General features: G+C 41.4%; 16 protein-coding genes. 11 read left to right on the top strand and 5 right to left on the bottom strand.

What is annotated here, in order from left to right:
• The first annotated feature begins 4 nt into the window (after positions 1–4).
• Genes C3B73_RS07575 through C3B73_RS07595 form a run of 5 tightly spaced genes read left to right on the top strand, consistent with a single transcriptional unit; the run spans position 5 to position 5,102 of the window.
• On the top strand, positions 5–1,408 hold the full coding sequence (locus tag C3B73_RS07575; protein ID WP_103664997.1) for a hypothetical protein: 1,404 nt from the start codon (positions 5–7) through the stop codon (positions 1,406–1,408).
• A 3-nt stretch (positions 1,409–1,411) separates the two neighbouring features.
• Positions 1,412–1,888 (top strand): hypothetical protein, encoded by a 477-nt coding sequence (locus tag C3B73_RS07580; protein WP_198597304.1) that lies wholly within the window; start codon positions 1,412–1,414, stop codon positions 1,886–1,888.
• Positions 1,889–1,895: 7 nt separating this feature from the next.
• Positions 1,896–2,813, top strand: coding sequence for a DUF5655 domain-containing protein (locus C3B73_RS07585; RefSeq protein ID WP_103664998.1), 918 nt, complete (start codon positions 1,896–1,898; stop codon positions 2,811–2,813).
• Between the two features lie 16 nt (positions 2,814–2,829).
• Positions 2,830–4,185, top strand: a complete 1,356-nt coding sequence (locus C3B73_RS07590) for a Fic family protein (RefSeq protein WP_103664999.1) — start codon at positions 2,830–2,832, stop codon at positions 4,183–4,185.
• A complete protein-coding gene (locus C3B73_RS07595; protein WP_103665000.1) occupies positions 4,182–5,102 on the top strand; it encodes an HNH endonuclease in 921 nt (306 codons plus the stop codon). Before C3B73_RS07590 ends, C3B73_RS07595 begins: the two co-directional genes overlap by 4 nt.
• Positions 5,103–5,210: 108 nt before the next feature.
• On the opposite strand, the gene C3B73_RS07600 is transcribed toward C3B73_RS07595, so the two are convergent.
• Positions 5,211–6,347, bottom strand: a complete 1,137-nt coding sequence (locus C3B73_RS07600) for a hypothetical protein (protein ID WP_103665001.1) — start codon at positions 6,345–6,347, stop codon at positions 5,211–5,213.
• A 104-nt stretch (positions 6,348–6,451) separates the two neighbouring features.
• Here C3B73_RS07600 and C3B73_RS07605 point away from each other — a divergent pair, with 104 nt between their 5' ends.
• The 3 genes from C3B73_RS07605 (at position 6,452) to C3B73_RS07615 (ending at position 8,787) form a co-directional block, all read left to right on the top strand.
• Positions 6,452–7,207: a type IV toxin-antitoxin system AbiEi family antitoxin gene (locus tag C3B73_RS07605; protein ID WP_103665002.1), complete on the top strand. Its 756-nt coding sequence runs from the start codon at positions 6,452–6,454 to the stop codon at positions 7,205–7,207.
• 193 nt (positions 7,208–7,400) lie between these two features.
• Positions 7,401–8,021, top strand: a complete 621-nt coding sequence (locus C3B73_RS07610) for a type IV toxin-antitoxin system AbiEi family antitoxin domain-containing protein (protein ID WP_103665003.1) — start codon at positions 7,401–7,403, stop codon at positions 8,019–8,021.
• The gene (locus tag C3B73_RS07615; protein WP_103665004.1) at positions 8,008–8,787 is read left to right on the top strand and encodes a nucleotidyl transferase AbiEii/AbiGii toxin family protein; all 780 of its coding nucleotides are present in this window, start codon (positions 8,008–8,010) and stop codon (positions 8,785–8,787) included. Before C3B73_RS07610 ends, C3B73_RS07615 begins: the two co-directional genes overlap by 14 nt.
• 132 nt (positions 8,788–8,919) lie before the next feature.
• On the opposite strand, the gene C3B73_RS07620 is transcribed toward C3B73_RS07615, so the two are convergent.
• Genes C3B73_RS07620 through C3B73_RS07635 form a run of 4 tightly spaced genes read right to left on the bottom strand, consistent with a single transcriptional unit; the run spans position 8,920 to position 18,688 of the window.
• A complete protein-coding gene (locus C3B73_RS07620; protein WP_103665005.1) occupies positions 8,920–13,266 on the bottom strand; it encodes a PAS domain S-box protein in 4,347 nt (1,448 codons plus the stop codon).
• Positions 13,267–13,286: 20 nt separating this feature from the next.
• Positions 13,287–13,727 carry a response regulator gene (locus C3B73_RS07625; RefSeq protein ID WP_103665006.1) on the bottom strand — a complete coding sequence of 147 codons (441 nt, stop codon included), beginning with the start codon at positions 13,725–13,727 and terminating at the stop codon, positions 13,287–13,289.
• Positions 13,728–13,774: 47 nt separating this feature from the next.
• Positions 13,775–15,133 carry a sensor histidine kinase gene (locus tag C3B73_RS07630; protein ID WP_103665007.1) on the bottom strand — a complete coding sequence of 453 codons (1,359 nt, stop codon included), beginning with the start codon at positions 15,131–15,133 and terminating at the stop codon, positions 13,775–13,777.
• A 57-nt stretch (positions 15,134–15,190) separates the two neighbouring features.
• Complete coding sequence (locus C3B73_RS07635; RefSeq protein ID WP_103665008.1) at positions 15,191–18,688, bottom strand: PAS domain S-box protein; 3,498 nt, start codon at positions 18,686–18,688, stop codon at positions 15,191–15,193.
• Positions 18,689–18,959: 271 nt separating this feature from the next.
• Here C3B73_RS07635 and C3B73_RS07640 point away from each other — a divergent pair, with 271 nt between their 5' ends.
• The 3 genes from C3B73_RS07640 (at position 18,960) to C3B73_RS07650 (ending at position 23,895) form a co-directional block, all read left to right on the top strand.
• The gene (locus tag C3B73_RS07640; protein ID WP_103665009.1) at positions 18,960–19,430 is read left to right on the top strand and encodes a 5' nucleotidase, NT5C type; all 471 of its coding nucleotides are present in this window, start codon (positions 18,960–18,962) and stop codon (positions 19,428–19,430) included.
• Positions 19,431–19,714: 284 nt separating this feature from the next.
• The gene (locus tag C3B73_RS07645) at positions 19,715–22,834 is read left to right on the top strand and encodes an Eco57I restriction-modification methylase domain-containing protein (RefSeq protein ID WP_103665010.1); all 3,120 of its coding nucleotides are present in this window, start codon (positions 19,715–19,717) and stop codon (positions 22,832–22,834) included.
• Complete coding sequence (locus tag C3B73_RS07650) at positions 22,834–23,895, top strand: hypothetical protein (RefSeq protein WP_103665011.1); 1,062 nt, start codon at positions 22,834–22,836, stop codon at positions 23,893–23,895. Before C3B73_RS07645 ends, C3B73_RS07650 begins: the two co-directional genes overlap by 1 nt.
• Positions 23,896–24,071 lie beyond the last annotated feature (176 nt).

A 24,071-nucleotide genomic window follows, 5' to 3' on the forward strand; every position in this document is an offset into this window, starting at 1 on the left:
AACTATGGAAAAAGTTCTGAAAATAATTACCAAACAAGAATTTACTTCACTATACAGGTATGGCTTCTTGCCCAAAGAGCCTAACCGCATAATTGTTGAGGATGAAAGTTCTGATTCATTTGATGATCTATTTGTTGAGAGGGTACTGCAGTTACCCTATTTCAGTGGTGACGAGGAATATCTTGTTATTAAGGTGAATAAAACTGAAGTAGAAAAAGGTACAATTGAAATTGAAGATGTGATTGAAGTAATTCCTTTCACAGAAGCTGCTAGAGTGTCATATGAGCAAAAGTTTGATTCGAGATTAGTTTTTAAACCCGCAAGATTCGAAGATTTAATTACGGAAGTAGAGCTTAGAATAGATATAGAAGATAAGATCAGGGGTGCTAAAGCTCTCTGGACAATCTTAAACACGGATGAGTTGACAGAACATTACGTTCAAAAAGAAGATGTGGAATCCGCTTTTCGAGCGAGGCGTAATGGTAAGAAGTCAAATGAATTCCAGGAAAGTTTTGATGTGCATCTTTTGACTTATGAGAGGTACGAATTCTTTCCTAATACATTTCTAGGGTACTTCTATGATGTGGGCGAAGTATTTGCTCATTCTATGGGATTACCTTCATTTAAAGGGAGTGGATTTTACAAATTTCTTGAGAATAACAAGGAATCTTTAAAAGAGGAAAAGTTAGCCGCAATCATTTCAAAGATAGAAGAAAGTAATGAGATTCAGGCGTTTAAAAAGAAATGTTCCAGAGATGGCCTGAGTTTGTACTTAGCCGGGGTGCTATTTTTTAAGTTCAAAGATGTCTTACTTGAAAGTGAGTCAATATACGAAACTGAAATTGGTACTATAGTTGAGTGGATTAAGGAAAATAGACCATATGTAGATGAACTAAATTATGCGATATATCTAACAGGTGTATTTTTTGGTTACAGTAAATTTTATAGTGATTTGTATGAGCATGAAGGGTTACGAATATTTGGTGGGAAATTTCCTTCTAAGAAAAAATCAGAAGGCAAGTCTGGTTCTCTGAAAGATGTTGAAGCGATTGATAAGCAGTACGAAGCTGAAAATGAAGTTGAGTCTAAAGATAAAACTGAACCAAAAGACGAAGAATTAGAAAATCCAGAAGAGGAGAAAGTTAAAAATAAAGCTCAAATGGGGATTCAAGAGATTAGAGCGCAGTTGACTCAGATTTTAGATCAAAAGCCAGATAAAACAATAAAAATTCAAGGTGAATTTTTAGATCATTTAAAAACAATTCTTTTGATTCTCTCCGATAAAGATGATCTAAATAGAGATGAATGTATCGAGATTTTAAAAAAGGAATTTTCTGATGTCATTGATTTTAAAAGTAAGATTATCATCCAACTTAAACCTGAACCTGAACTTAAATTTGAGGATTAATTTTTGATTGCAGTTCAGGGATACATAGGAAATAAAGAGTTACTAAAGCTTAGGAAAGCAGCCTTTCTATGTAGCCGAAAAATTTCTGCATCAGCCGTATTGAAATGTTATGATTGGGCGATTGAGCAACGTGAAAATGGGAATTGTGTGATATCAGGGTTTCATTCCAAAATTGAGAAAGATGTTTTCCATTATTTAGCTAAAGGTTCTCAACCTATTATTCTTGCATTACCCCGTGGTTTAAAAAAGAGATGGGAGCCAGAACTAAAATCCTTACTGGATACAGATAGGTTTCTGATAATTACCCCCTTTGACAATTCTGTAACCAGAATAACCGAAGAAACTTCTAAAGTAAGAAACGAATTGATGATCGAGTTGGCAGATGAGGTTGTGGTGGGTTATAAGAGCGCAAAGAGTAAATTAAATCAAATACTAAGCAAAGTAGATTCAGGTAAAGAAATAATTTATATAACTGAATAAATCAAAGATGTCAGATATCAAACTCTTCCAAATCCAAGACCAACAAGTAACTGAACTCACCGGCTCAGCAGCTAAAATTGAGAAATCACTTCAAAACCAGATTGAGACAAATCTGGAAACTTATCTTGGCGTTCGTTTTTTAGCCTCCGAGTACTCTACGGGAACAAATCACGGAGGCCGGATTGATACACTGGGAATTGATGAGAATGGGAGTCCTGTGATCATTGAATATAAACGAGCGATGAATGAGAATGTGATCAACCAAGGATTATTTTACCTAGACTGGCTGTTTGACCATAAAGCGGAGTTTGAGCTACTGGTTCTAAAGAATATCAGTAAAGAGGATTCAGAAAATATTGACTGGAATAACCCACGGTTGCTTTGTATTGCCGGAGACTTCACCAAGTATGACGAACATGCGGTAAAGCAGATGAATCGGAACATTGAGCTTATTCGATATCGAAAGTTCGGTGAAGATCTTCTATTGCTGGAATTAGTGAATGTGGTAGAGGCTAAAAACAATGGTTCCAAACAGTCATTTTCAGGCTCATCCCAATCCAAACAGGAGTACAAAACAGTCTCGGATCACTTGGAGTCTGCCAATCAAGAACTAACCGATCTCTATCACGCACTCCGCGATTATATGATGAACCTTGGAGATGATGTTCAGGAGAAAACACTTAAATACTACTTTGCCTACAAACGGATTAAAAACTTTGCCTGTGTGGAAGTGTATGCGCAAAGCAACAAGCTTCAGGTCTTTGTAAAACTAAATCCTGATGAAATGCAGCTTGAAGAAGGCTTCACCAGAGACGTGCGAAACATTGGGCATTTCGGAACCGGCGATCTTGAAATAACCATCCGAAATAAAGAAGATCTGGAAAAAGCAGAGCCATTGATTTTGAAGAGTTATGAGGGGAGTTGAAAACCAAATTTGAGATATGCCCGAAACCAACCGTATAGAACACAAACAGAAGCTCACCGGAGATCTCGAAAAAGAGGTGGTCGCATTCTTGAATTACCATGAAGGAGGCGTAATCTATATCGGTATAGATAAAAATGGAAATGCGGTAGGAGTATCCGATGTAGATGCTGACATGCTGAAGATTAAGGATCGGCTCAAAAACAATATTCTTCCCTCCTGCATGGGGCTTTTTGATGTGGTGCATGAAGAACGAGAAGGAAAAGATGTGATTAAGATCATCGTAGCCAGTGGACCCGAAAAGCCTTATTACCTGAAGAAGTACGGCATGTCAGAGAAGGGGTGCTATATCCGTACCGGAACCGCTGCTGAGCCGATGCCGGTTAAGATGATTGAGGAGTTATTTTCAAAACGAACTCGAAATTCTATTGGTAAAATTACTTCTCCACGTCAAGACTTGACCTTTGAGCAGCTCAAAATTTATTACGAAGCTGCAGGTATTACTCTGAACAAACAATTTGCCCGAAATCTGGAGCTTTTAAACGAGGATGGGAAATATAACTATGCTGCTTACTTATTGGCAGATCAGAATAATTTGTCTATAAAAGTAGCCAAGTACAATGGCACTGGTCGGTCGGATTTGGCCGAAAGTAATGAATATGGACAGGAATCTTTGATCAAAGCTACTAAGCAGGTATTGGACAAAATTGATGTTTTAAATACTACAATCACAAAAATTACACCCAGAGAAAGAGAAAACACTCGGCTTTGGCATCCGGTAGCATTACGTGAAGCTGTCATCAATGCTTTTGTCCATAATGACTACTCCAAAGAGGTGCCGCCCAAGTTTGAGGTCTTTTCTGACAGGATCGAAATTACGTCTGCCGGCGGGTTACCTGAAGGTTTGAGCAAAGCAGAGTTTTTCGAAGGGTTTTCGGTTCCACGTAATAAAGAGCTAATGAGAGTCTTTCGCGATCTTGGTCTTGTAGAACAATTAGGTTCTGGCGTGCCTCGTATTTTAGAAACCTATTCCAGAGACTGTTTTACTTTTTCGGATAATTTCCTTCGAATGGCATTTCCCGCTCCTGAAATGAGCTATTCTGGAGATACCCCTCAAGTTACCCCCCAAGTCAGCCCCCAAGTTACCCCCCAAGTCGATCAGCTTGTTTTGAATCTTGAAAAAGAAATGAGTCGAGAAGAAATTCAAGAAAAAATGGGGCTTTTAGATCGGAAAAACTTTCGGAAAAACTATTTAAAACCTGCTCTTGAAGCGGGTCTAATTGAGTACACGGTTCCTGATAAACCTAATAGCAGTCAGCAGAAGTATAGGTTAACAAAACAGGGCAAAGCCTACAAGAAAGAACTTGAAAAATGAAATTCTACATCGGCGTCACAGATGATGATTGGTTTCACTTTCTGGCTCAGCACCAGCCGGATGAGGTGAACTTTTGGCGTCCGAGAGATAAGTCTGATTTTAAGGTCATTCAGGAGGGTGCACCTTTTCTGTTTAAGCTACATAGCCCAAATAACTATATCGTGGGTGGTGGCTTCTTTGTTCGTCATCTTTTTCTTCCACTCTCTTTAACCTGGGATGCTTTTGGTATCAAAAATGGAGCGGCTACATACGATGGATTTCGGCAATCTATAATGAAATTCAGAGAGGGTGAAGGACTCAACCCTACGATTGGCAGTACCATTCTAACTGAGCCCTTTTTCTTTGATCGCAAAGACTGGATTCCTATTCCAAAGAATTGGAGCAAGAACATTGTAAAGGGTAAATCCTACAGCACCGAAGAATCCATTGGGGCAAACGTATGGGATCAGGTTCAGGAAAGACTGGGAGATCTTGACCGCAGGGAAGGAGAGTTGGTTATAAACGAGCCCGGAGTCCAATATGGAAAAATGATAGAAATCCGGTCCCGAATCGGCCAAAGTGCATTCCGTGCCATGGTGACTGATGCATATAAATACCGCTGTGCCATTACTAAAGAGAAAACCTTGCCGGTTTTAGAAGCGGCTCATATCAAGCCATATTCGAACTCTGGTCCAAATCTCACAAAGAATGGACTTCTGCTTCGATCCGATATGCACATCTTGTTTGATAAAGGGTACATGACGGTAACGGATGATCATCGGGTGGAAGTCAGTCAAAGAATCCGGGAGGAGTACGAAAACGGGAAAGAATACTATGCCTATCACGGAAAGCAACTCCAAAACTTGCCGGAACATAACTTAGACCAACCGTCTGCCGATTACCTGCAATGGCACCAGCAGGAGATTTATTTGGGGTAGTTTTGTTCACTTTTTGAGCGTGTTCACGAATCGTGAACAGAGGGATTTTGTGAACATGGTGCAGCTTAATAAGCTATCTAACCGGCAATAATTCAGTCATACTCTGTGTTAGAGTAGTTTTAATTTATTTGGATCTGTAGCTGATTCCGTATCAGTTTGCAAGAACGACTCAATTTTTTGCTTAACCGGATTCAGCCTATCTGCATGTTTCAAGGCCCATTTCTTCCATTTTACGAATTTCTGGAATTGCTCAACTGAAAGTGTATTGGCTAGTAACTGTGTTTCAACTTCCTGTATATATGCATAGATATACTGTGATGTTGTGAAGGAGGTAGATGCTTGCTCTAAATCCGCTCTTTTCTGGTTCTCTAATTGTTGCTCACGTTGTTGTCGCTCCCTTATGATGCGCAGTTGTTCATATCGTTTTTCCTGTTGTTCTCTTTTGATACGCCACTTCTTAGCTTCTTCAGCAGTAAGTAGTATAGTGTTAAAGATCTTTTCAATTTGATACTCCAGTTTGAGGTCATCGGTATCTGAAATTGTTTTAGCGGTGTAATTTGAGTCAAATTTTGAAATCTGCAGCCTCAATTTACCAGTGGTATAATATTCGTAGTCGTACTCATTCCAGGAGCTTTCAGATTTAGCTTTAGTTCGGTTATATGAACCTGCTTCTTCCAAGCGTAGATAAATCTTTTCCTCACCAATTTTGACGGAGGTATAAGTCACTTTATGAGAACCTTCTCCAGCAACTTGAAAGCCTTGTCGTTCTAATTCTTTGATGAGCCCATCATAAAAAAGGATAGCACGCTTCATCAGATTATTTGAGACCAATATGCCCAAATACCCTTTGCCAAATGGTTTTAATCGGCCGTAATTGTCTCCATACCGATCTTCTTTTAAATACTTGTATGTTTTTCTTACCAGAGGATGGAGTCCGGTTAGGTTCTTTTTAAAGGTTATGGTCTTAAACGACTTTGGCAGCTGTTCTTTTAAATCCACTTTCGGTTCATTATAGAGGACGAGTTTATACTCATTCGTTTTAAACTCCGTAAGCGGCTTTTGCTTAATCTTATATCCATTTAGCAATTTCGACCAGTAGCCGGATTCCGGCCTTGGAATCTCCAATTCATCACAAACCTTTGTGAGCTGATATAGACTGATGTTGTAATCCTTGGCAATCTTGGTCATGGGTTTTTCCCATAACTGGTTATAAAGCTCTTCTCTGTTAAAAGTGATGGATTTCATGAGTTGAAGGGTAGTTTTCAGGTAAATTGAGAAGTTAAATATAATTACTTAAAATCTGTTTAGTTTAATTTGTTGCAAAAAAGTAAACTATTACTTTACAATTAATGAATAAAATAAACCAAATATTGCAGGCGTGGCCCGAAAGAACCGTTATAACTACCGAGTGGTTACGTGAAAAAGGGGTATCACGTCAATTAGCGGATTCCTATAAAAAAAGTGGTTGGTTAGAAAGTTTTGGAATGGGTGCTTATAAAAGACCTCATGAGCGAATAACCTGGGCCGGTGCTGTGTATGCACTTCAAGAGTTAGGGGGTTATAGCATCCATGTAGGTGGTAAATCGGCTTTAGAACTCATCGGTTTGGCACATTTTATCAGATTAGGAAAAAATGAAAAGATACTCCTTTGGAAGAAACCTTCAGAAAAACTTCCCCGGTGGTTTTCTAAACGAAAATGGGATAGTGAGGTGATAATAAGATCAGCTAATCTATTTAGTAATGAAAACAAGCTAACAAAAATGGAAATAGATGGCGTAAAGCTCAATATGTCCTCTCCTGAACAAGCAATACTTGAGTATCTTTATGATTTGCCAAAACGAGAAGGCTGGGATGAAGCAAATTACCTTATGGAAGGTTTGATGACATTAAGACCAAATGTTGTGCAAATGCTTTTAGAGGGTTGCAATTCAATAAAGGTAAAACGCTTGTTTCTTTATTTAGCAGAAAAACATGATCATAATTGGCTTAAAAGGCTTGATGTGTCTGACATAGATCTAGGTAAAGGAAAGAGACAAATCATAAAAGGCGGCAGGTTAGATAAGAAATATCAGATAACAGTATCTGATGTACGTGGAGAAGATTGATGAAAGCAGAATATGAAAAGCAATTGAGGCTGCCTCAAATTCATCCTTAATTAATCATAGAGCTGTATAGAATATATATTCGGCTTTCATGGCTTTATCAGGTCTAGTCATAGATGAGACTTAGTCTGGTAGATAAAAAGAGATTTTATTTCTAAAAATTGTTATTATTAACAATAAATAGAAATGAAAAATCATGACCTATCTTGAGTTCAAAGAAAGCATGCGAGAGTTTCCGGTCTTTTCAGTCCGTGAGATTGAGAAGCATTTCCCAAACTTCGACAATCGCAGGCTGGTAGAATGGCAGGAGAAAGGTTACATCCAAAAATTGCGAAATCGATATTATCGGTTCACGGATTACAAGGTTGATGAGGCTTATCTGTTCTATTGTGCAAATGTCATTTACGGCCCCTCCTATGTGTCATTGGAATCAGCCTTGTCTGTTTACGGGTTTATACCGGAAGGGGTCTTTCAAATCACTTCATGCACTACAGTAAAGACAAATACCTTTGAAACGCCAATAGGTAATTTTGCTTACCGAAACTTAAAATCAGGTTTATTTTTTGGCTATCATCTTCAGCAGTGGGATGGTCATCACTATGCCATTGCCGGACCTGAAAAAACAATTATTGACTATCTATACCTGCACAGTGAATTAGAGAGTCCTGCGGATTTTGAAAGCCTTCGGTGGAATGCCGCAGAAATTTCAGCACGCATATCTATGGAGAAACTTGATACGTACATTAGTCATATTGGGTCCAATGCACTGCAAAATCGGATTAATCACTTAAAGGACTTTTTGAATGCTAACGCTTGACCAAATCCAATCCTTTTATCCGGATCAGTTACACCGCTATCCGAAATTTTTATTGAGAGAGTATCTGCAGTACAAGATCTTGGAGATCATTTTTGAAAGTCCGTATGCCAAAGGTCTGTGCTTTCTTGGGGGGACATGCCTTCGAATCGTACATGGTAATCAGCGCTTTTCTGAAGATCTTGATTTTGATAATCTCTCGTTAAGTGAAGATGAATTTGAAAAAGTGGCCCGACATATTAGAAAGGAACTCACCAGAGAGGGGTTTGAAACCGAAATGAGAACCGTGATGAAAGGAGCCTGGCACTGCCATATAAAGTGTCCGGGATTACTGTTTGAGAAAGGATTGTCTGGCCATAAAAAGGAAAAGATTCTTATCCAATTAGATACCGAGCCCCAGCATTTCGATTATGAGCCCAAACGGTTTGTACTAAACCGGTTCGAGGTATTTACCACTATTTTAACCACGCCATTGCCACTCCTGATGGCTCAAAAGTTATATGCTATTGTCAATCGGGACAGGAATAAAGGCAGAGACTTCTTTGATATGGTTTTTCTGATGGGGCGTAACATCCGGCCTGACTACGATTATCTTGAGGATAAAATTTCAGTATCCAATGCCAAAAGTTTAAAAGAAGTCGTTCTGGAAAAATGCCAGCAACTTGATATGGAAGAAATGGCCAAAGATGTAGAGCCTTTTCTATTCAAAACAACGGACAGAAAAAAGGTGATTCTTTTTAATGATGTGGTTAAGCAATATTCATTTTAATGGGCAGGTAAACAAAAAGAAAACATTTCAGGTTTGTCTTCTTTCAGGATCTATGATCTTTAAAAAAGCAAAAAAGTACTTGATCAGATTTACTCACTTCAAAGAAGGCACTCTCAGGTAGTGCTTCCTCATCTAATTCATGCTGGCGTTGCCAATACCTTTTTTGGTTTCATGACGGTTGAAGGTGAGTTTAAAGAGCGCACCTGGCCGGTCTTCACGGTTTTTGTACATATGGGTACCGTTGATCTGATCAGTCAGGACCTGAATAAGGTGAGTACCGAGAGAACCGGATTCTTCAATGTATGTTTCAGGGAAACCGGATCCATCATCTTTGATCTCTATGGTAATGTTATCATCCACTTCTGTGAGGTTGAACTGAATATTACCTTCTTTCCCATCCTTGAATGCATGCTTATAGGCATTCGTTAATACTTCATTTACTATAAGGGAGGCAGGAATAGCCTGATTGATATTCAACTTGATTGGTGCGCAGTCAATATTCAGGTTTATCTCTGAACCGGTCTGAAGGGTTTGTGAGATATTTTCAGCCAGTTTCTTCAGGGTATCTGAAAATTCAAGCTGGGAAAAACTGTTGGATTGGTAGAGCAATTCATGAACGTTGGCCATGGTTTTTATGCGGACCACACTGTCGTAAATTTTGTTCTGAAGGTCTTCGTTGTCAGATTCAAAGGCTTGCAGCTGCATCATGCCGGATACCACGGCCAGGTTATTTTTTACCCGGTGGTGTATTTCTGCAAGCAAGGTTTCTTTTTCACTGAGGGAGGCTTTAATAGCTTCCTCATTTTGCTTTTGTTCTGAGATATCCCTGCCAATGGCCACCCAATGCGTGTATTCGCCTTTTTTATTCTGAACAGGAACCATAGAGGTGTTGACCCAGAACTTCTCACCGTTTTTCTTGTAGTTGATGAATTCTACATCAATGGGTTGGTAGGTATCCATGGATTTACGCAACTTCGCCCGAACACGGTCATCGGTCTCAGGTCCGTTCAGAAAATGTAAGGTTTCGCCAATAACCTCGTCCGGGGCATAGCCTGTGAGTTCTGTAAAAGCTGTATTCGCGAAGATGATCTCTCTGCCATATTCGCCAATTTCAGCATTCAGGATCACCACTGACTCAGATGTATTGGTAATAACCGACTCAAGCAGTTTTAACCGTTCTTCTTCCTTTCGTGCTTGTGTCACATCCTGCATAGCGCCGATCATACGAACAGGATTGCCATCATCATCCTTGATCACAAATGCCCGGTCAAAAACGTATTTATAGGTGCCATCCGCCGCTTTGAATCGGTATTCCATTTGAAACCGGTCGGCACCATTTTTCAGAACGTTTGACAACGCATCATCCACTACATGAATATCATCGGGATGGATCTTCTCGCGCCACCAGGTGCCTACCTGTTCCACTTCTTTTTTGCTGTACCCAAACATGTTGTGAATGTTACTGTTGTACAGCATTCGATCCGTTTTGATATCCAGATCCCAGATGGTGTCACTTGTGGCTTTGTTTACAATATCATACCGTTCCAGGCTGACTTGCAGTTCTTTTTCTTTTTTGATCTTCTCGGTCACATCCCGTTCAATGGCGATGAAGTGAGTGCATTCACCGGCGTCATTGAAAATAGGATCAATACTCATATTCAGCCAGTAGGCCTCGCCATCTTTGGTGTAATTAAGAATGGTCGTCTCTATCGATTTTTCGTCATGGATGGCCTTTGAGACTTCCTTAACAGTGGCAGGGTCCGTGTCGGTGCCTTGAAGAAAATCACTGGGTTTTTTACCAATGACTTCACTGAATTTATATCCGGTCAGTTCAATAAATGCATAGTTGACCCAAGTGATCAATCCTTCGCAGTCGGTTATAATGACCGCATCCGTAGTTTTAGCGGCTACCAGTGAAAGTTCCCTGAGTTTCTCCTCTCTTTTGATCTGTTGGGTCACGTTACGCGAGTTGGCCACATATCCTGCAACGGCCGGTTCGTCCAGCATGTCGGTGATGATGGTCTCAACCCAAAAGTAATTGCCATTTTGATCCTGCAAGCGATAGGGTTCTAATATGATGCGTTTTTCGTAGGTCAGCTGTTCCAGCATATGGCTGATCCGGGCCCTGTCTTCCGGGTGCACCAGGTCAATGGCCTTCATGCCCATATACTCATTGAAGTCATTGCCAACAGAAGGGCTCACGTATTTGAATCTAAGCGATTCATCCAGAATTCCGATCAGGTCAGCGCCTTCCTGAACCAGGGCCTTAAAGCGTTTTTCACTGTTCAGGAGTTCTTTTTCGGCTCGTTCCTTTTCCTCACTGTCAAACAGTATTCTGACTATTTGTGAGGCTCTTTCGATCGTATTTCGTTCAAATTTGGTAGGCAGTGAGGGTGTTTCATGATAGACCGCAAAGGTGGCAAATACTTCTCCGGTAGCATCAAAGATCGGTTGCGACCAGCAGGCACCAAAGTTATACGTTTCACCAAGGTGTTTGAAATCTTCCCACAAGGGATCTTCGAAAATGTTTGAAACCACCACCTGTTCTTTTCGATAGGCGGCGGTGCCACACGATCCGGTATTTTCTCCAATTGCCACACCGTCGATCTCGTTCAGGTATTCCACGGGCATGGAAGGGGAGCAAAAGTTGGATAATTTCCCGTTTTTAATAAGAGTAATGGAGGTTTTGATATCAGAATGTAAACGCTCTATACCGATCAGAAATTCTGATGCAATTTGTTTGGTTGAACCGGAGCGGACGGTATTCTTTTCCAGGACGTCCCGTTCCAGTCGCTGAAGTTCGTTATAATATTTTTGTTCGGTTACATCCGTGGCCGTCAGTAATATACCGTTGATGATCTCATCATCCGTCAAGTTGGTAGCCGAACATTGCAGCCAATCCCAGGTGCCGTTTTTATTTTTGAACCGAAATGGCCGAACTTCTATTTGTTTGTGATCCCTGATCTGAGCAAAGTCCTCTTTTACCGCTTCCAGATCCTGGGGGTTGATGAAATCCTGAATGTTTTTTCCGGTCAGTTCCTCAGCCTTCCACCCAACGATCTTGTACACATTATGGCTGACAAATTCGAAGTTTCCGTCCTCATCTATGATCTGGATCAGGTCACCGCCTTCTTCCACCATAGACTTGAACTTGTATTCATTTACCTTAAGCTTCTCGGTGGTGTTACGCAGTTTAATGGCATTCGCAATGTTTGAACCGATGGTTTGAAGGTATTGTACTTCTTCATCACTCCAAATTCGTTCATTTTTGCAATCGTCAAATCCGATAAATCCATGTAGCCTGCCATCCACGAAAATGGGAAAGTGAAGAATGGACACAATACCCTGAGAGATAAGGATCTCTTTAAAACGGGATTCCGGAATATCCTTTACCAGCATCTGGAATACTTTTCTTTCGTTCAATTCCGAAAAAATAAGTGGGTAATCATCCAGCCTGATATTTTGCAGTTCCGGATTATCCAACTCAGCACTGATTCCGTCAGCCGTCCACTCAATTTTTTGGCTGGAAAGCAAGTCGCCGTTCTCAGGATCCTCGTGATTTTCAAAATAATAGACCCGGTCCACATCGGCGGCTTCTCCAATGATGCCAAGTGTGGTATTTAAGGCGCTCAACCAGTCTTCATACTTGATCAAGGCACCGGTTACGCGGGCATTGGCAGCAAGCAACTTACTTTTTTGTTTAATAGCTTTTTCAGCTTCGATCTTGTGAGTGATGTCTTCAGCCAAAGCCATACGCATGGGTTTCCCATCCAGCACGATCTCACTGGTGCTGATCTCAACATCAAAAACTTCCCCGTTCTTGCGCCGGTGGACCACATGGGAGAGGTAAAATTGTGTACCGCTACTATCGATCTTTTCGATCACAGATGTGAATTGATCGATGGTGTCTTCAGGACGAATATCGATCAGGTTCATTTGAATGAATTCCTCTTTGGAGTAACCGTACTGGTCGATGGCCGCTTCATTAACATCCACGATATCCCTTGTGGTCACATCAATAAGGAACATGGGTTGAGGGGAGAGGTTGAAAATCTCCCGGTACTTGGTTTCAGAGCTCTTGAGGGACTGCCTGATCCGGTTCCGCTCCATACTGTATGTGATCACCTTATTGAGGAAATAAGGAGTGATCTCATCTTTTAACACATAATCAGCCACACCCATACTGAGGGTCTTCAGGCCAAATTCCTGATTTTCATATCCGGTGAGTACGATGACCGGTATGCCGCCGGCCAGTTCAACTACTTTTTTCACGAGTGCCTCGCCACTCATATCAGGGAGGGACAGATCCAACAGTATAGAATGATAATCCTGATTGGTTTCCAGGAGGGTTTTGGATTCATCGAAAGTTTCGGCATGGTCGATGTTGACTGAATCCCATATATCGGACAGATACTCCTCTATGAGTACAAAGTCCCCCGGATTATCTTCTATGATCAGTAGTTTTAGATCTTGCCCCATAGCGGTAAGGTAATCAGAAATTAGTTGGTTTTAGGTGGTAACTGCACGATAGAGATCCAGAAATCCTCGATCGTACTTATGACGTCAATGAAACTGTTGATATCCACCGGTTTGGTGATATAGCAGTTGGAATGATTTTTATATGACTTGATAATATCCACATCATCAGAAGAGGTGGTAAGCATAATAACGGGGATGTGTTTCAGCTCATCATGAGTTTTGATATGCTGAAGCACTTTGTGGCCGTTCATTTTAGGGAGATTGATATCCAGCAGCACCAGGTCAGGTTCAATGGCATCTTCGTATCCCTCATTCTTTTCAAGATATTGTATCGCCTCCCAGCCATCCCTTACCACAGAAATCGAATTTTTGATCCGTCCTTCATCCAGGGCTTCCCGGGTTAATACGATATCGCCTTCGTTATCTTCTACTAACAGTATGTGGATCTCTTTCGGCTTCATGGTTTCTTGGTTTTGTTGGGGTTACTGATACTCATCTTATGCTGCTATCACTTTTTTAAAGTGAAATAAAAGGTGCTTCCTGTGTCAACTTCAGACTCAACCCAAAGTTTCCCGCCATGCCGGTCTATGATCTTCTTGGTAATGGCAAGACCGATCCCGGTTCCGGGATATTCGCTACCGGAGTGCAGGCGTCGGAAAATTTCAAAAATTTCATTCAGGTTTTCTTCGGGGATACCGATCCCATTATCACGAACCTCAAACTGCCAGTGCGTTTGTTTATCGGTACAGATAATGTGAATTATGGGTTTCTCACCGGGTTTGTGAAATTTTATCCCATTGCTGATCAAATTCTGAAAAACCCTGATGATTTCCTGCCTGAAAACCGATACGTCCGGCAAGGTATGTTCAATATGTATTTCCGCCTCATGCTGGGTGATCAATGCCCCCAGGTTTTGCTCAACATCCTCTAAAACAGAGTTAAAATCAACAGATACTTTTTCAGTTCCCGAGCGTCCTACACGGGAATAATCAAGCAGGTCATCGATCAGTAATTGCATGCGATCGGCACCGTCAACGGCAAAATGAATGTACTGATCCGCTTTCTCATCGAGCTTTTTACCATACTTTTTCTGAAGTAAACCCATGAAGCTTTTCACCATTCTGAGGGGTTCCTTCAGGTCGTGTGAAATAGAGTAGGCAAATTGCTCCAGCTCCTGATTCTTTTCGTTGAGCTTATCTACCGTTTGATTTAGCTGAGCTTCTTCCAGTTCCAGGTCTGTTCTTAAGTTATTTTCCCGGATAATGGCGGTCTGAAGTCCGTCAAACAGGATAGGGATGATGTACACGGAAACCGCACTCAAAAATATGAGGTTCGTTGATACAGCGATCCAGGTATCCACTCCGTAGCCATGAATGATCTCAAAATTTCCGTAATCATAGTAGATCAAGGTCCCGATGGCGGCACAGATCAAGATGTTCAAACCAACTGCTGTGTACCCATATACTTTACCGAGGCTAAGCACCACAAATACAGTGATAGCCAGCAGATACAGTAATCCCGGGCCAAATGAGCCAAGGTAGAACAGAAGAACCGTAGAGGTCAGATACAGAGCCCCGTTAAACAGGATCTTTCGGGTTTTAACCTCCCAGCCTGAATAAAAGGCCACGGATAATACTACCGCGATGGTCACAATGTCAGAAATGAAAAGTCCGAATAATCCTTCCACATATACCATATACAACCCGGGAATGACGGTCATCAGGCTTAAAGGGATCAGATAGATCACCGAGGCTGCAAACAGCTTATTTTGCCAGTAAACCAATGAGGTTATAGCAACCAGGTCGTCGGTACAGTTCTCCGTGACCTTATGCTTATACCATCTCCATATTTTTTTCAGGGTTATCATTCAGGTGTCCGTTATGCCAAATGTTGTGTCGTGTTGTGGTTAAAGTTCAAAAATGTTTTAGATCGCTTCTTCTTTTGAAAGGGTGAAATAGAAGGTACTGCCTTTGCCTTCCTCCGATTCCAGCCAGATCTTGCCTCCGTGCCGTTCCACGATCTTCTTCGTGATAGCCAGGCCAATGCCTGTTCCGGAATACTCATCCCGCGTATGAAGCCGCTGAAAGATCTGGAAAATACCATCCTGAAATTCCTTACGAATGCCGATCCCATTGTCACTTACTTTAAATTCCCAATGGGTATCCGTTTCAGTATATGTGATCTCTACTTTCGGGGAAGCACCCTCTTTGTGATATTTCAATCCATTGTTGATCAGGTTCTGAAACACCTGTTTGATCGGCCCGGGATTGGCGTAAACCACCGGAAGTGATTCTGTGATGATCTCACCCCCGGTTTCTTCAATATGTTTGCGTTCCAAGGTCTTCACTTCTTCCAGGATCACATTCAGATCCACGGATTCCCGCTGTTTTTTATCCTGATTCAGCCTTGAGTAATTAAGCAGATCCAGAATGATCTGCCGCATACGCTGTGCACCATCAACGGCAAAATGGATGTATTTTTTGGCTCTTTCGTCCAGGTCGTCACTGTATTTTTTGTCAAGTTGTGTGAGGAAGCTGGTGACCATTCTGAGAGGCTCCTGTAGGTCGTGTGAAGCCACGTAAGCAAATTGTTCGAGCTCAGCATTGGAAGCGGCTAATTCCTGAGCGTGTAATTCAAGGTCCCGGTTTAATTTTTCGAGGGCTTTTCTGGCTTTCTTGCGCTCGGTGATGTCCTGAACGGTGCCTTCAAATAGTATCGGTTGCCCTTTTTTATTATGGATGATCTTACCGATCTCATGAACCCACTTAACGGTACCGTCCGGCAGAATGATCCGGTGTTCAATGTCCAGTGCTTCTTCACCTGAAATAGCGGCTGATTGTTGTGCATCAAAGGCATCCAGATCTTCGGGGTGGACCGTATTTCTAAAATCTTCGAAGACCAGAGGTTCCTGAGTTGGATCTAAACCCCAAATTCTGAAAACCTCATCCGACCAGTACAGATCACGGGATTTCAGATTCAATTCCCAGTATCCAAGTGAAGCAATTTCCTGAGCCGTTTTAAGCTTTTTGTTGGTTTCAATGATCTGTTGTTCGACGATCTTTCTATCTGTTACATCACGCCCAAAGGCGAAGACAAAGTTATCTTCTCCAAATACTTCGGAGGATCGCCATGAGATATATCGTGTATCACCGGATCTTGTGATCCACCGATTTATGTAGTTATTGGCATTTCGTTCACCGGTTACCGTTTCTTCATATTCCTTGTTGGTGTCATCCAGGTCATCAGGGTGAATGAAGGTTTGGAAATTTTGTGAAGTGAGCTCTTCTTCAGAATATCCCATCAGTTCACAAAAACCGGGATTTACTTTTATGAACCGATTGTTAGATGCCGCAATGGCCAGGATATCCGGCGAGCTTTTGAACAGAAGCTGCATTTCTTCTTCGCGCTGTTTCCGGCGTATTTCAGCTCCAAGAAAATCCTGAAGTATTTTGTAAGGGCGAACTTTATGGCGGTTGATCTGTGCCGGTTCCTCGCTGCCTAATAAAAGCACGCCAATAAAGTCATCGTTATGAAAGAGGGGAAAAGCAGTAGCCGATTTCAGTTCAGATTCTTTTGCCGCTTCATTTCGTATGAATGCGGGGTTTTCAGAAAGGTTGTCCCAGGTTTCTGTGGACCTGTTTTTCCATACCAGCCCCGGCAGTCCTTCTCCGTAGCCGAATTTATTTACAGATCTACTGTATTTATAAAATGTCCGGCCAATGTTATTTCTGGCAAACGAGGCCATGAGATTTAAGTGATTTTTTGTGGCACTAACCAGCCAGATCTCGGCAAGGCTGAATTTTTCATACTCAGCCAGATAGTGTAACAAATGGTCTAAGATAGAATGTAAGCGGTCCTCATGTTTAAAAAACTGGGCAACCTGATGCTGAAGGTGAGTTTGTAATTCAGCTTGTTTGCTTTCAGTCACATCCCGCAACGCTCCGATCATACGAATGGCTTTACCTTTGTGGTTCCGGATCACATAACCGTTTTCATGGACGTAGGCATACTCTCCATTTTCACGCCTGAACCGGTATTCATACTCTACCTGATTCAAATTCGGATCATTCAGGGTTTGATCCAGTTCTTCCTGAACCCGGTCTATATCAGAAGGGTGCACGTTATCAGACCATAATTTCAGGGAATTCACCTGATTTCCGGTATCGTAACCAAAAAGGGTTTTCAACCCATCTCCCCAATGCAGGGTATCTTCTTCCATATCCCAGTCGTAAATGGCATCACGGGTAGCTTTACTGGCAAAATCGTAACGCTCAAGGCTTTTCTGCAGCTGCTCTTCATACGTTTTCCGTTCGGTGATGTCAGACAGTGATCCGACAATGCCGGTGACGTTGCCATCTTCAACCACCGGAGCCTCATGGATCTCAACCCAGATAATGCGGTTGTCAGCAGTTTTCAGCTGTAATTCATAAGGAGGTTGAGTTTCACCCGTTTCCAGTGCTTTCCGGGTATGCTGCTCACCGATCTTATTGAGGGGGTGATCGGTGATGAATTCCGTCCATTTTCGCATGGCTTTTTCAGGAGAAAACCCAAGAAAGTATTTGGACTGTGGACTAACGTAAGTCAAAACACCCTCGGCATCGTGCTTAAAGAACATATTGGTGCTGTGTTCCACCACCTGCTGGTACTTTTCCTGAGCCTTATGCTCGGCCGTTTTTTCGATCAGGGAGACAAAAGAGCCTACGATCTCATCGTGTTCATCCCTGGCCGGTTTATATTTGATATCAAAATATCGGGTACCACCGCTTTTGGTAGGCACTTTCAGTAGATCCGAAATAGTTTCGCCTTTAAGAACACTTACGTATCGTTCTTTTAAGGCCTCCTTTCGCTCAGGCAGAGTGAGATCCAAGATCGATTGTCCTTTTTCTACCTTACGGCCAAAGATCTCAAGGTAATTTTGGGCAAACTGTCGGTTGAAGTTTTTGACCATCAGGTCTCGGTCAACCAATACAAAGCTGTCCTCAGAATTATTGAGCATCATATTATTGATGCGCTGACTGATCACCTGCTCCGTGATACAGCTGGCTGAATTGGTGATGTACTCAACCTCGCCATCCTCAGATAGCACCGGGGTATTTATGACTCTCCAGTACACTTCCTTGTATTGGCCATCATCCAGAACGATGTCGTAACGGATCGTTTCCAGTTCATCCGGCTGACGTGTCTTTATAACTCTTCGAAAAGATTGAAGGAGCCTTTCAGGTCCCGTTGGTTTTTTCTCATCAGGATTTGCGGGGAAAGCCTCGAACAGGGCCTTGCCTATCAGTTCCGATTCAGAGCGCTGTGTCATGCGGCAATAGGCGTCATTTACCTTCACAAACCTAAACTCCGGATCATTAGCCTCAATCACAGAGGTAGGAGTAGGAGAATGCTGAAATATGTTTTCTAAATTCAGTTTCTTCATCAATGTTATACCGTATTACCAACCATCAAAAGGGTTTATAAAGCCTGCCGTAAAAGGTGTGTTGTTTACCCGATGCGATATATTAAAAAATTTTAATATAAAGTAGTATAAGAAAGCTGAAGAACATATTCAGCAAATATATGGGTGGCAATGAAATGCGGGTGGGAGGATAGATCTGATCAAAATTAATAGATAAGGGGTGACATGATCTGTCAGGGGTGAGAGGTATATTTGAACAGAACATAAAGCTAACCTCAAATTCGGGAGAAATATGACAAATAAAGAAAAGTCTGTGGTTTTGGTTGATATGGATAATGTGTTGGTAGATTTCAGGTCAGGTATAGACCGTCTCTCATCAGACATCATACAAGAGTTTAATGACCGATTGGATGAAGTGCCCGGTATTTTTGCCCTTATGGATCCAATGGAAGGAGCCATAGATACCTACAAATGGCTCAGCGATAATTTCGATACGTACATAGTTTCAACCGCTCCCTGGGAAAATCCTTCCGCATGGTCTGATAAGTTGAATTGGGTAAAGAAATATTTAGGTGAATTCGCTTATAAGCGATTGATTCTCAGTCATCATAAGAATTTAGTGATGGGAGATTTTCTTATTGATGACCGCACAGCCCGGGGAGTGGATAAATTTGAGGGAACTCATATTCATTTTGGTACAGATGAGTTCAAAGACTGGAGAGCAGTAAGTGATTATTTTGAGAAAATATTAGGTATAAAGTGATAAGGTTTGGATTTCCATCTAAATTGGCGAATAACGGGGTTTTGATTTTTAATTATTGTGTGGCTTTCCCTATAATCCGTTGTTATTCAATTGACTTAAACCAAGGCAATCCATCAGATGGATTTCGTGATAAATTAGAGTAACCTCGCAGCGTCCGATAGGACCTGCGAGCGTTACGGGTTTAAGCCCTATAACCGAACGCTGTCCCGAAGCATCGGGAGACGCTCGCAGGTTCTTTCATGCTATACAGTAACAGATATTCAATAAGAAACAGATTTTAGTCTATGCCATTATTCCAAAACGCGGTACTGAACAAATATTTATCGGGGATTAAAGACAAGCAGGTGGAGGAAGCCTGGGAGAATTTTACGGCTCACTTCCACAATGCAGAGATTCAGGAGAACATTCGGGATGCCAAAGAAGAGGAATATCAGGGAGGATTTTTAGAGCATTTATTTGTGAATGTGCTTGGATACACCATGAAACCGGCTCCAAATTATAATCTGGTTGCAGAAAAGAAGAACCTTAATGATTCCAAAAAGGCGGACGGGGCGTTGCTGGATGGCGATAAAGTCCGCGGGGTGATTGAGCTGAAGGGAACCGAAACCACCGATCTTGGCAAAGTGGAAACGCAGGCGTTTGGATATAAGAACAAACAGCCCGATGCCCTATACGTCATCATCTCCAACTTCGAGAAGCTGCGGTTTTATATTGATAACGCAGTGGATTTCATCGAGTTCAACCTCTTCACGCTCACCAAAGAGGATTTCAAAGTGTTATGGCTGTGTCTCGCATATCCGAATTTTACGAGGGACATCCCCAAAAAGATCAAAGATGACTCGCTGGAGGAAGAGGAAAGCGTCACCAAAAAGCTCTACAAGGATTATTCCAACTTTAAGCAGGCGCTGTTTGAGGATATTGTGGATCGGAATCCCGATTATGACAAAGTGCTGTTGTTCAAGAAAACGCAGAAATTGCTGGACCGCTTTCTGTTCATCTTTTTTGCGGAAGACCGTAACCTGGTGCCGTATAATTTCATCAGGAGGATCATTCAACGGTGGACCGAGCTCCGGGATGATTACGATGTGGAAGTGACGCTGTACGATCGGTTCAAAAAAATCTTTCAGTATTTGAATGAAGGGCATAGCGGAAAAGAGTACGATGTTTTTGCATACAACGGCGGTTTGTTCCTGGAAGATGAACTGCTGGACGGACTCTCCATCTCCGATGAAATTCTGTATGAGCATACCGACCGGCTAAGTAATTATGATTTTGAAAGCGAGGTGGACGTCAACATTCTCGGGCATATTTTTGAGCATTCGCTGAACGAGATCGAGGAGATCAATGCGGAACTGAAAGGGGAAGAAGTGGACACCTCCAAAACCCGCCGCAAAAAAGATGGCGTGTTTTATACGCCCAAGTACATCACCAAGTACATTGTGGAACATACGGTGGGGAAGTTATGCGAGGAGCAGAAAGCCGAGCTGGATATTGACGATGAAGACTACCGCCCGAACCGACAAAAGAAAACCAAGAAAGCCCTGCTCGACAAGCTGGAAGCCTACCGTGAGTGGCTGCTGGAACTCACTATTTGTGATCCCGCCTGTGGAAGTGGTGCATTTTTAAATCAGGCGCTGGAGTTTTTGATTGCCGAGCATACCTATGTGGATGAACTGCAGGCCAAGCTGCTGGGTGAGTCGATGGTGCTGCCGGATGTGGAAAATCAGATCCTGGAGCGGAACCTGTTTGGGGTGGATATCAATGAAGAGTCGGTGGAGATCGCCAAGCTGAGCCTGTGGCTGCGAACGGCCCAAAAAGGACGCAAGCTTACCTCGCTGAACCACAATATTAAGTGCGGAAACTCGCTGATTGACGATCCCGAGGTAGCCGGCGACAAAGCCTTTGACTGGGAAGCCGAATTTCCGTCCGTATTTGAAAACGGCGGCTTTGATGTGGTGATTGGGAATCCGCCTTATGTGAAACTGGAAACGATAAAAGAGACTTCAACAGATTTAGAGAAACAAGGCTATGAAACTTTCACCAAACGTGGAGATTTGTATGCCATTTTTGTTGAAAAAGGGTTTGATCTGTTAAAACCTAAAGGGATTTATTCATACATCATGCCAAATAAATGGTTGCAGGCCGGTTATGGAAAACCATTGCGGGAATTTTTCCTAACTAAAGAACTGATTCAATTTATTGATTTTGGTGATCTTCAGATATTTGAAGGTGCAACAACGTATCCGTGTATTTTTGTAGCCAGAAATGATGAGCCGAAAGATGAGTTTGATGTGGCGGTTTTGGTTTCGGCCGGTGAAGCAGATTTTAATACCAATGTCCTCTCTAACTTGGAAACATTTGCTACGAAAGAGTTCAGTGGTAAGACTTGGGTTATCTCTTCAAAAAGAGAAAATGAACTTTTAGAAAAATTAAACAAGGCACTAGTTTCTTTAGATGAGTATGTAGGTGGAAATGCAAATTATGGCATAAAGACTGGTTTTACTAAAGGCTTTATGATTTCTGAAGAAGAAAAAAATGAGTTGATTGAGAAAGATTCTAAAGCAAAAGAAATCATTAATCCAGTACTTAGAGGTAGGGATATAAAAAAATGGGTAGCGAAGCCAATTGAGAAATATTTAATCTCGACATTTCCTGCATTTAGTTTGGATATAGATGATTACCCATCGGTTAAAGAATATTTACTGAAATTTGGAAAAAAGAGGTTAGAGCAATCTGGAGAAAAAGGAAGTAGAAAGAAATCAAGTGGTAAGTGGTTTGAGACACAAGATTCAATTGAGTATTGGGAATTATTTCATAAGCCAAAAATCATGTATCAAAAATTTCAGGTCAGTCCCTGCTTTATTTATGATGAGCAAGGATTGTATTGCAATGATTCTATGTGGATTATTCCAACTGAAGAAAAAAGCCTTCTTGGGATTTTAAATTCCAAAATGGGTTGGTGGCTGATTACAAAATACTGCACGCAAATTCGGGGAGGTTGTCAGTTGATCTGGAAATACTTTGGACAAATTCCTATTCCTGAATTAAATGGAGAACTGGATGATCTTGTGGAACAAATGATCGAATTGAATAATGAGCTTCAAAAACATACCGATGCTCTTTGTGATTTACTCCAATCCAAATTCGACATCGAGAAACTCAGCCGGAAACTCCAAAGCTGGCACGAGCTCACCTTCAAGCAATTCCTGAAAGAGCTGAAAAAGAAGAAGGTCAAACTCACCCTCGAAGAAGAAGCCGAATGGATGGACTACTTCCAAAAACAAAAATCCCGGGCCGACGAGCTCAAAACCCAAATCGCCCAAACCGATTCCGAGATTGATGAGATGGTTTATGGGTTGTATGGGTTGAATAAAGAAGAAATAGAAGTTGTGGAGGGGAGTTAATGGGTTCAAATAGAAAATATCTTCTTGAATACTGGCTCGATTTGCGAATTCATGAAAAAGAAGAATTGGAAAAAGGTGTAGCAAGAAAATTACAACGATTTGATGTAGAATATGAAATTGATCAGAGTAACAAGTTCTATGTGTTAACAATAAAAGGAGGTAAGAATGATGTTAATGCCTGCTATGAAAGATTTAATGTTTACAAAGAAGGAGCCTTTCGAGCAAGAGACGAGCTTGGGGATGAATTAAGGAAGGAAGCTTACAATATTTTATCAGACATTGAAACTGAACTGAGAAATTTTATCAGTAAAGCTATGATTGAGGTTGTAGGCTTTAATTGGTGGGATCGGTTAATTCCAGATAAATTAAAAGAACGAGCAGAAGAAATAGCAAAGAGTTCAAATAAGAAAGAGGAAGAACTCCACCATCCTGTTGAGTTTACAATGTTCAGTGGACTTATTGAAATTGTAACGGGAAAGTTTACTCAGTGGCCAAAAAATAAATCATTAACTGTTTCTGATTTAGAAGAATTACTTCTTAAAAAAAATTCAATGGATGAACTTAGAATTGATCTGGCGGAAAAAAGTAAAACAGTGTCGATATGGGATGATGTATTTTCTAAATATTTTGATGATCAAAAAACATGGATTGAACTAGAAGATGAATTAACTGATCGGGTTATACCAATTCGAAATAAAGTTATGCATCACAGATTGTTACGGATCTATGAAGTAAAAGAATTGAAAAAACATAGAACAAAATTACTTGGTGTTCTTGGTAATGCTAAGCCAAAATTACCAGCGCGTAGTATATCTGACGCCATGAAAAGTATTTCAACTGTTTTTGAGAATATTAAAGTTCAGATTAATTCTGATTTGGCAAATGCATTAGCGTTTCAAGTTTCAACTGAATTTCAAGAATCAATGCAACTTTTTAGAGATTCTCAGTCACAAGCTTTTAAAGAGTTATTTGAATCAACTAACATTGGGAATTTAAAATTTGGAAATAAAGGAATAACTAACGACTCAGACTCAGTCGATGATGATAATGAAGAAGAGTAAGTAATCTTAATCTTTTTCCCAAATCCCCCGCTGGAAATGCCCCGCCGGACCACCCGGTCCGAGTGAGCCGCAAAGGGGTTTGGCTTCATGGCTAAACGAACAGTCCCCGTAAAACCCCACAAATCATTTCAAATTTGGATACATTTGAGTGTCATCTGGGCTAAAGTAATCAACTA

The organism is Gracilimonas amylolytica (assembly GCF_002911695.1).
GTDB lineage: Bacteria > Bacteroidota > Rhodothermia > Balneolales > Balneolaceae > Gracilimonas > Gracilimonas amylolytica.

Coding starts and splice junctions, on each gene's coding strand:
- C3B73_RS07575 (WP_103664997.1), top strand. CDS start 5: ATGGAAAAAGTTCTGAAAATAATTACCAAACAAGAATTTACTTCACTA.
- C3B73_RS07585 (WP_103664998.1), top strand. CDS start 1,896: ATGTCAGATATCAAACTCTTCCAAATCCAAGACCAACAAGTAACTGAA.
- C3B73_RS07590 (WP_103664999.1), top strand. CDS start 2,830: ATGCCCGAAACCAACCGTATAGAACACAAACAGAAGCTCACCGGAGAT.
- C3B73_RS07595 (WP_103665000.1), top strand. CDS start 4,182: ATGAAATTCTACATCGGCGTCACAGATGATGATTGGTTTCACTTTCTG.
- C3B73_RS07600 (WP_103665001.1), bottom strand. CDS start 6,347: ATGAAATCCATCACTTTTAACAGAGAAGAGCTTTATAACCAGTTATGG.
- C3B73_RS07605 (WP_103665002.1), top strand. CDS start 6,452: ATGAATAAAATAAACCAAATATTGCAGGCGTGGCCCGAAAGAACCGTT.
- C3B73_RS07610 (WP_103665003.1), top strand. CDS start 7,401: ATGACCTATCTTGAGTTCAAAGAAAGCATGCGAGAGTTTCCGGTCTTT.
- C3B73_RS07615 (WP_103665004.1), top strand. CDS start 8,008: ATGCTAACGCTTGACCAAATCCAATCCTTTTATCCGGATCAGTTACAC.
- C3B73_RS07620 (WP_103665005.1), bottom strand. CDS start 13,266: ATGGGGCAAGATCTAAAACTACTGATCATAGAAGATAATCCGGGGGAC.
- C3B73_RS07625 (WP_103665006.1), bottom strand. CDS start 13,727: ATGAAGCCGAAAGAGATCCACATACTGTTAGTAGAAGATAACGAAGGC.
- C3B73_RS07630 (WP_103665007.1), bottom strand. CDS start 15,133: ATGATAACCCTGAAAAAAATATGGAGATGGTATAAGCATAAGGTCACG.
- C3B73_RS07635 (WP_103665008.1), bottom strand. CDS start 18,688: ATGAAGAAACTGAATTTAGAAAACATATTTCAGCATTCTCCTACTCCT.
- C3B73_RS07640 (WP_103665009.1), top strand. CDS start 18,960: ATGACAAATAAAGAAAAGTCTGTGGTTTTGGTTGATATGGATAATGTG.
- C3B73_RS07645 (WP_103665010.1), top strand. CDS start 19,715: ATGCCATTATTCCAAAACGCGGTACTGAACAAATATTTATCGGGGATT.
- C3B73_RS07650 (WP_103665011.1), top strand. CDS start 22,834: ATGGGTTCAAATAGAAAATATCTTCTTGAATACTGGCTCGATTTGCGA.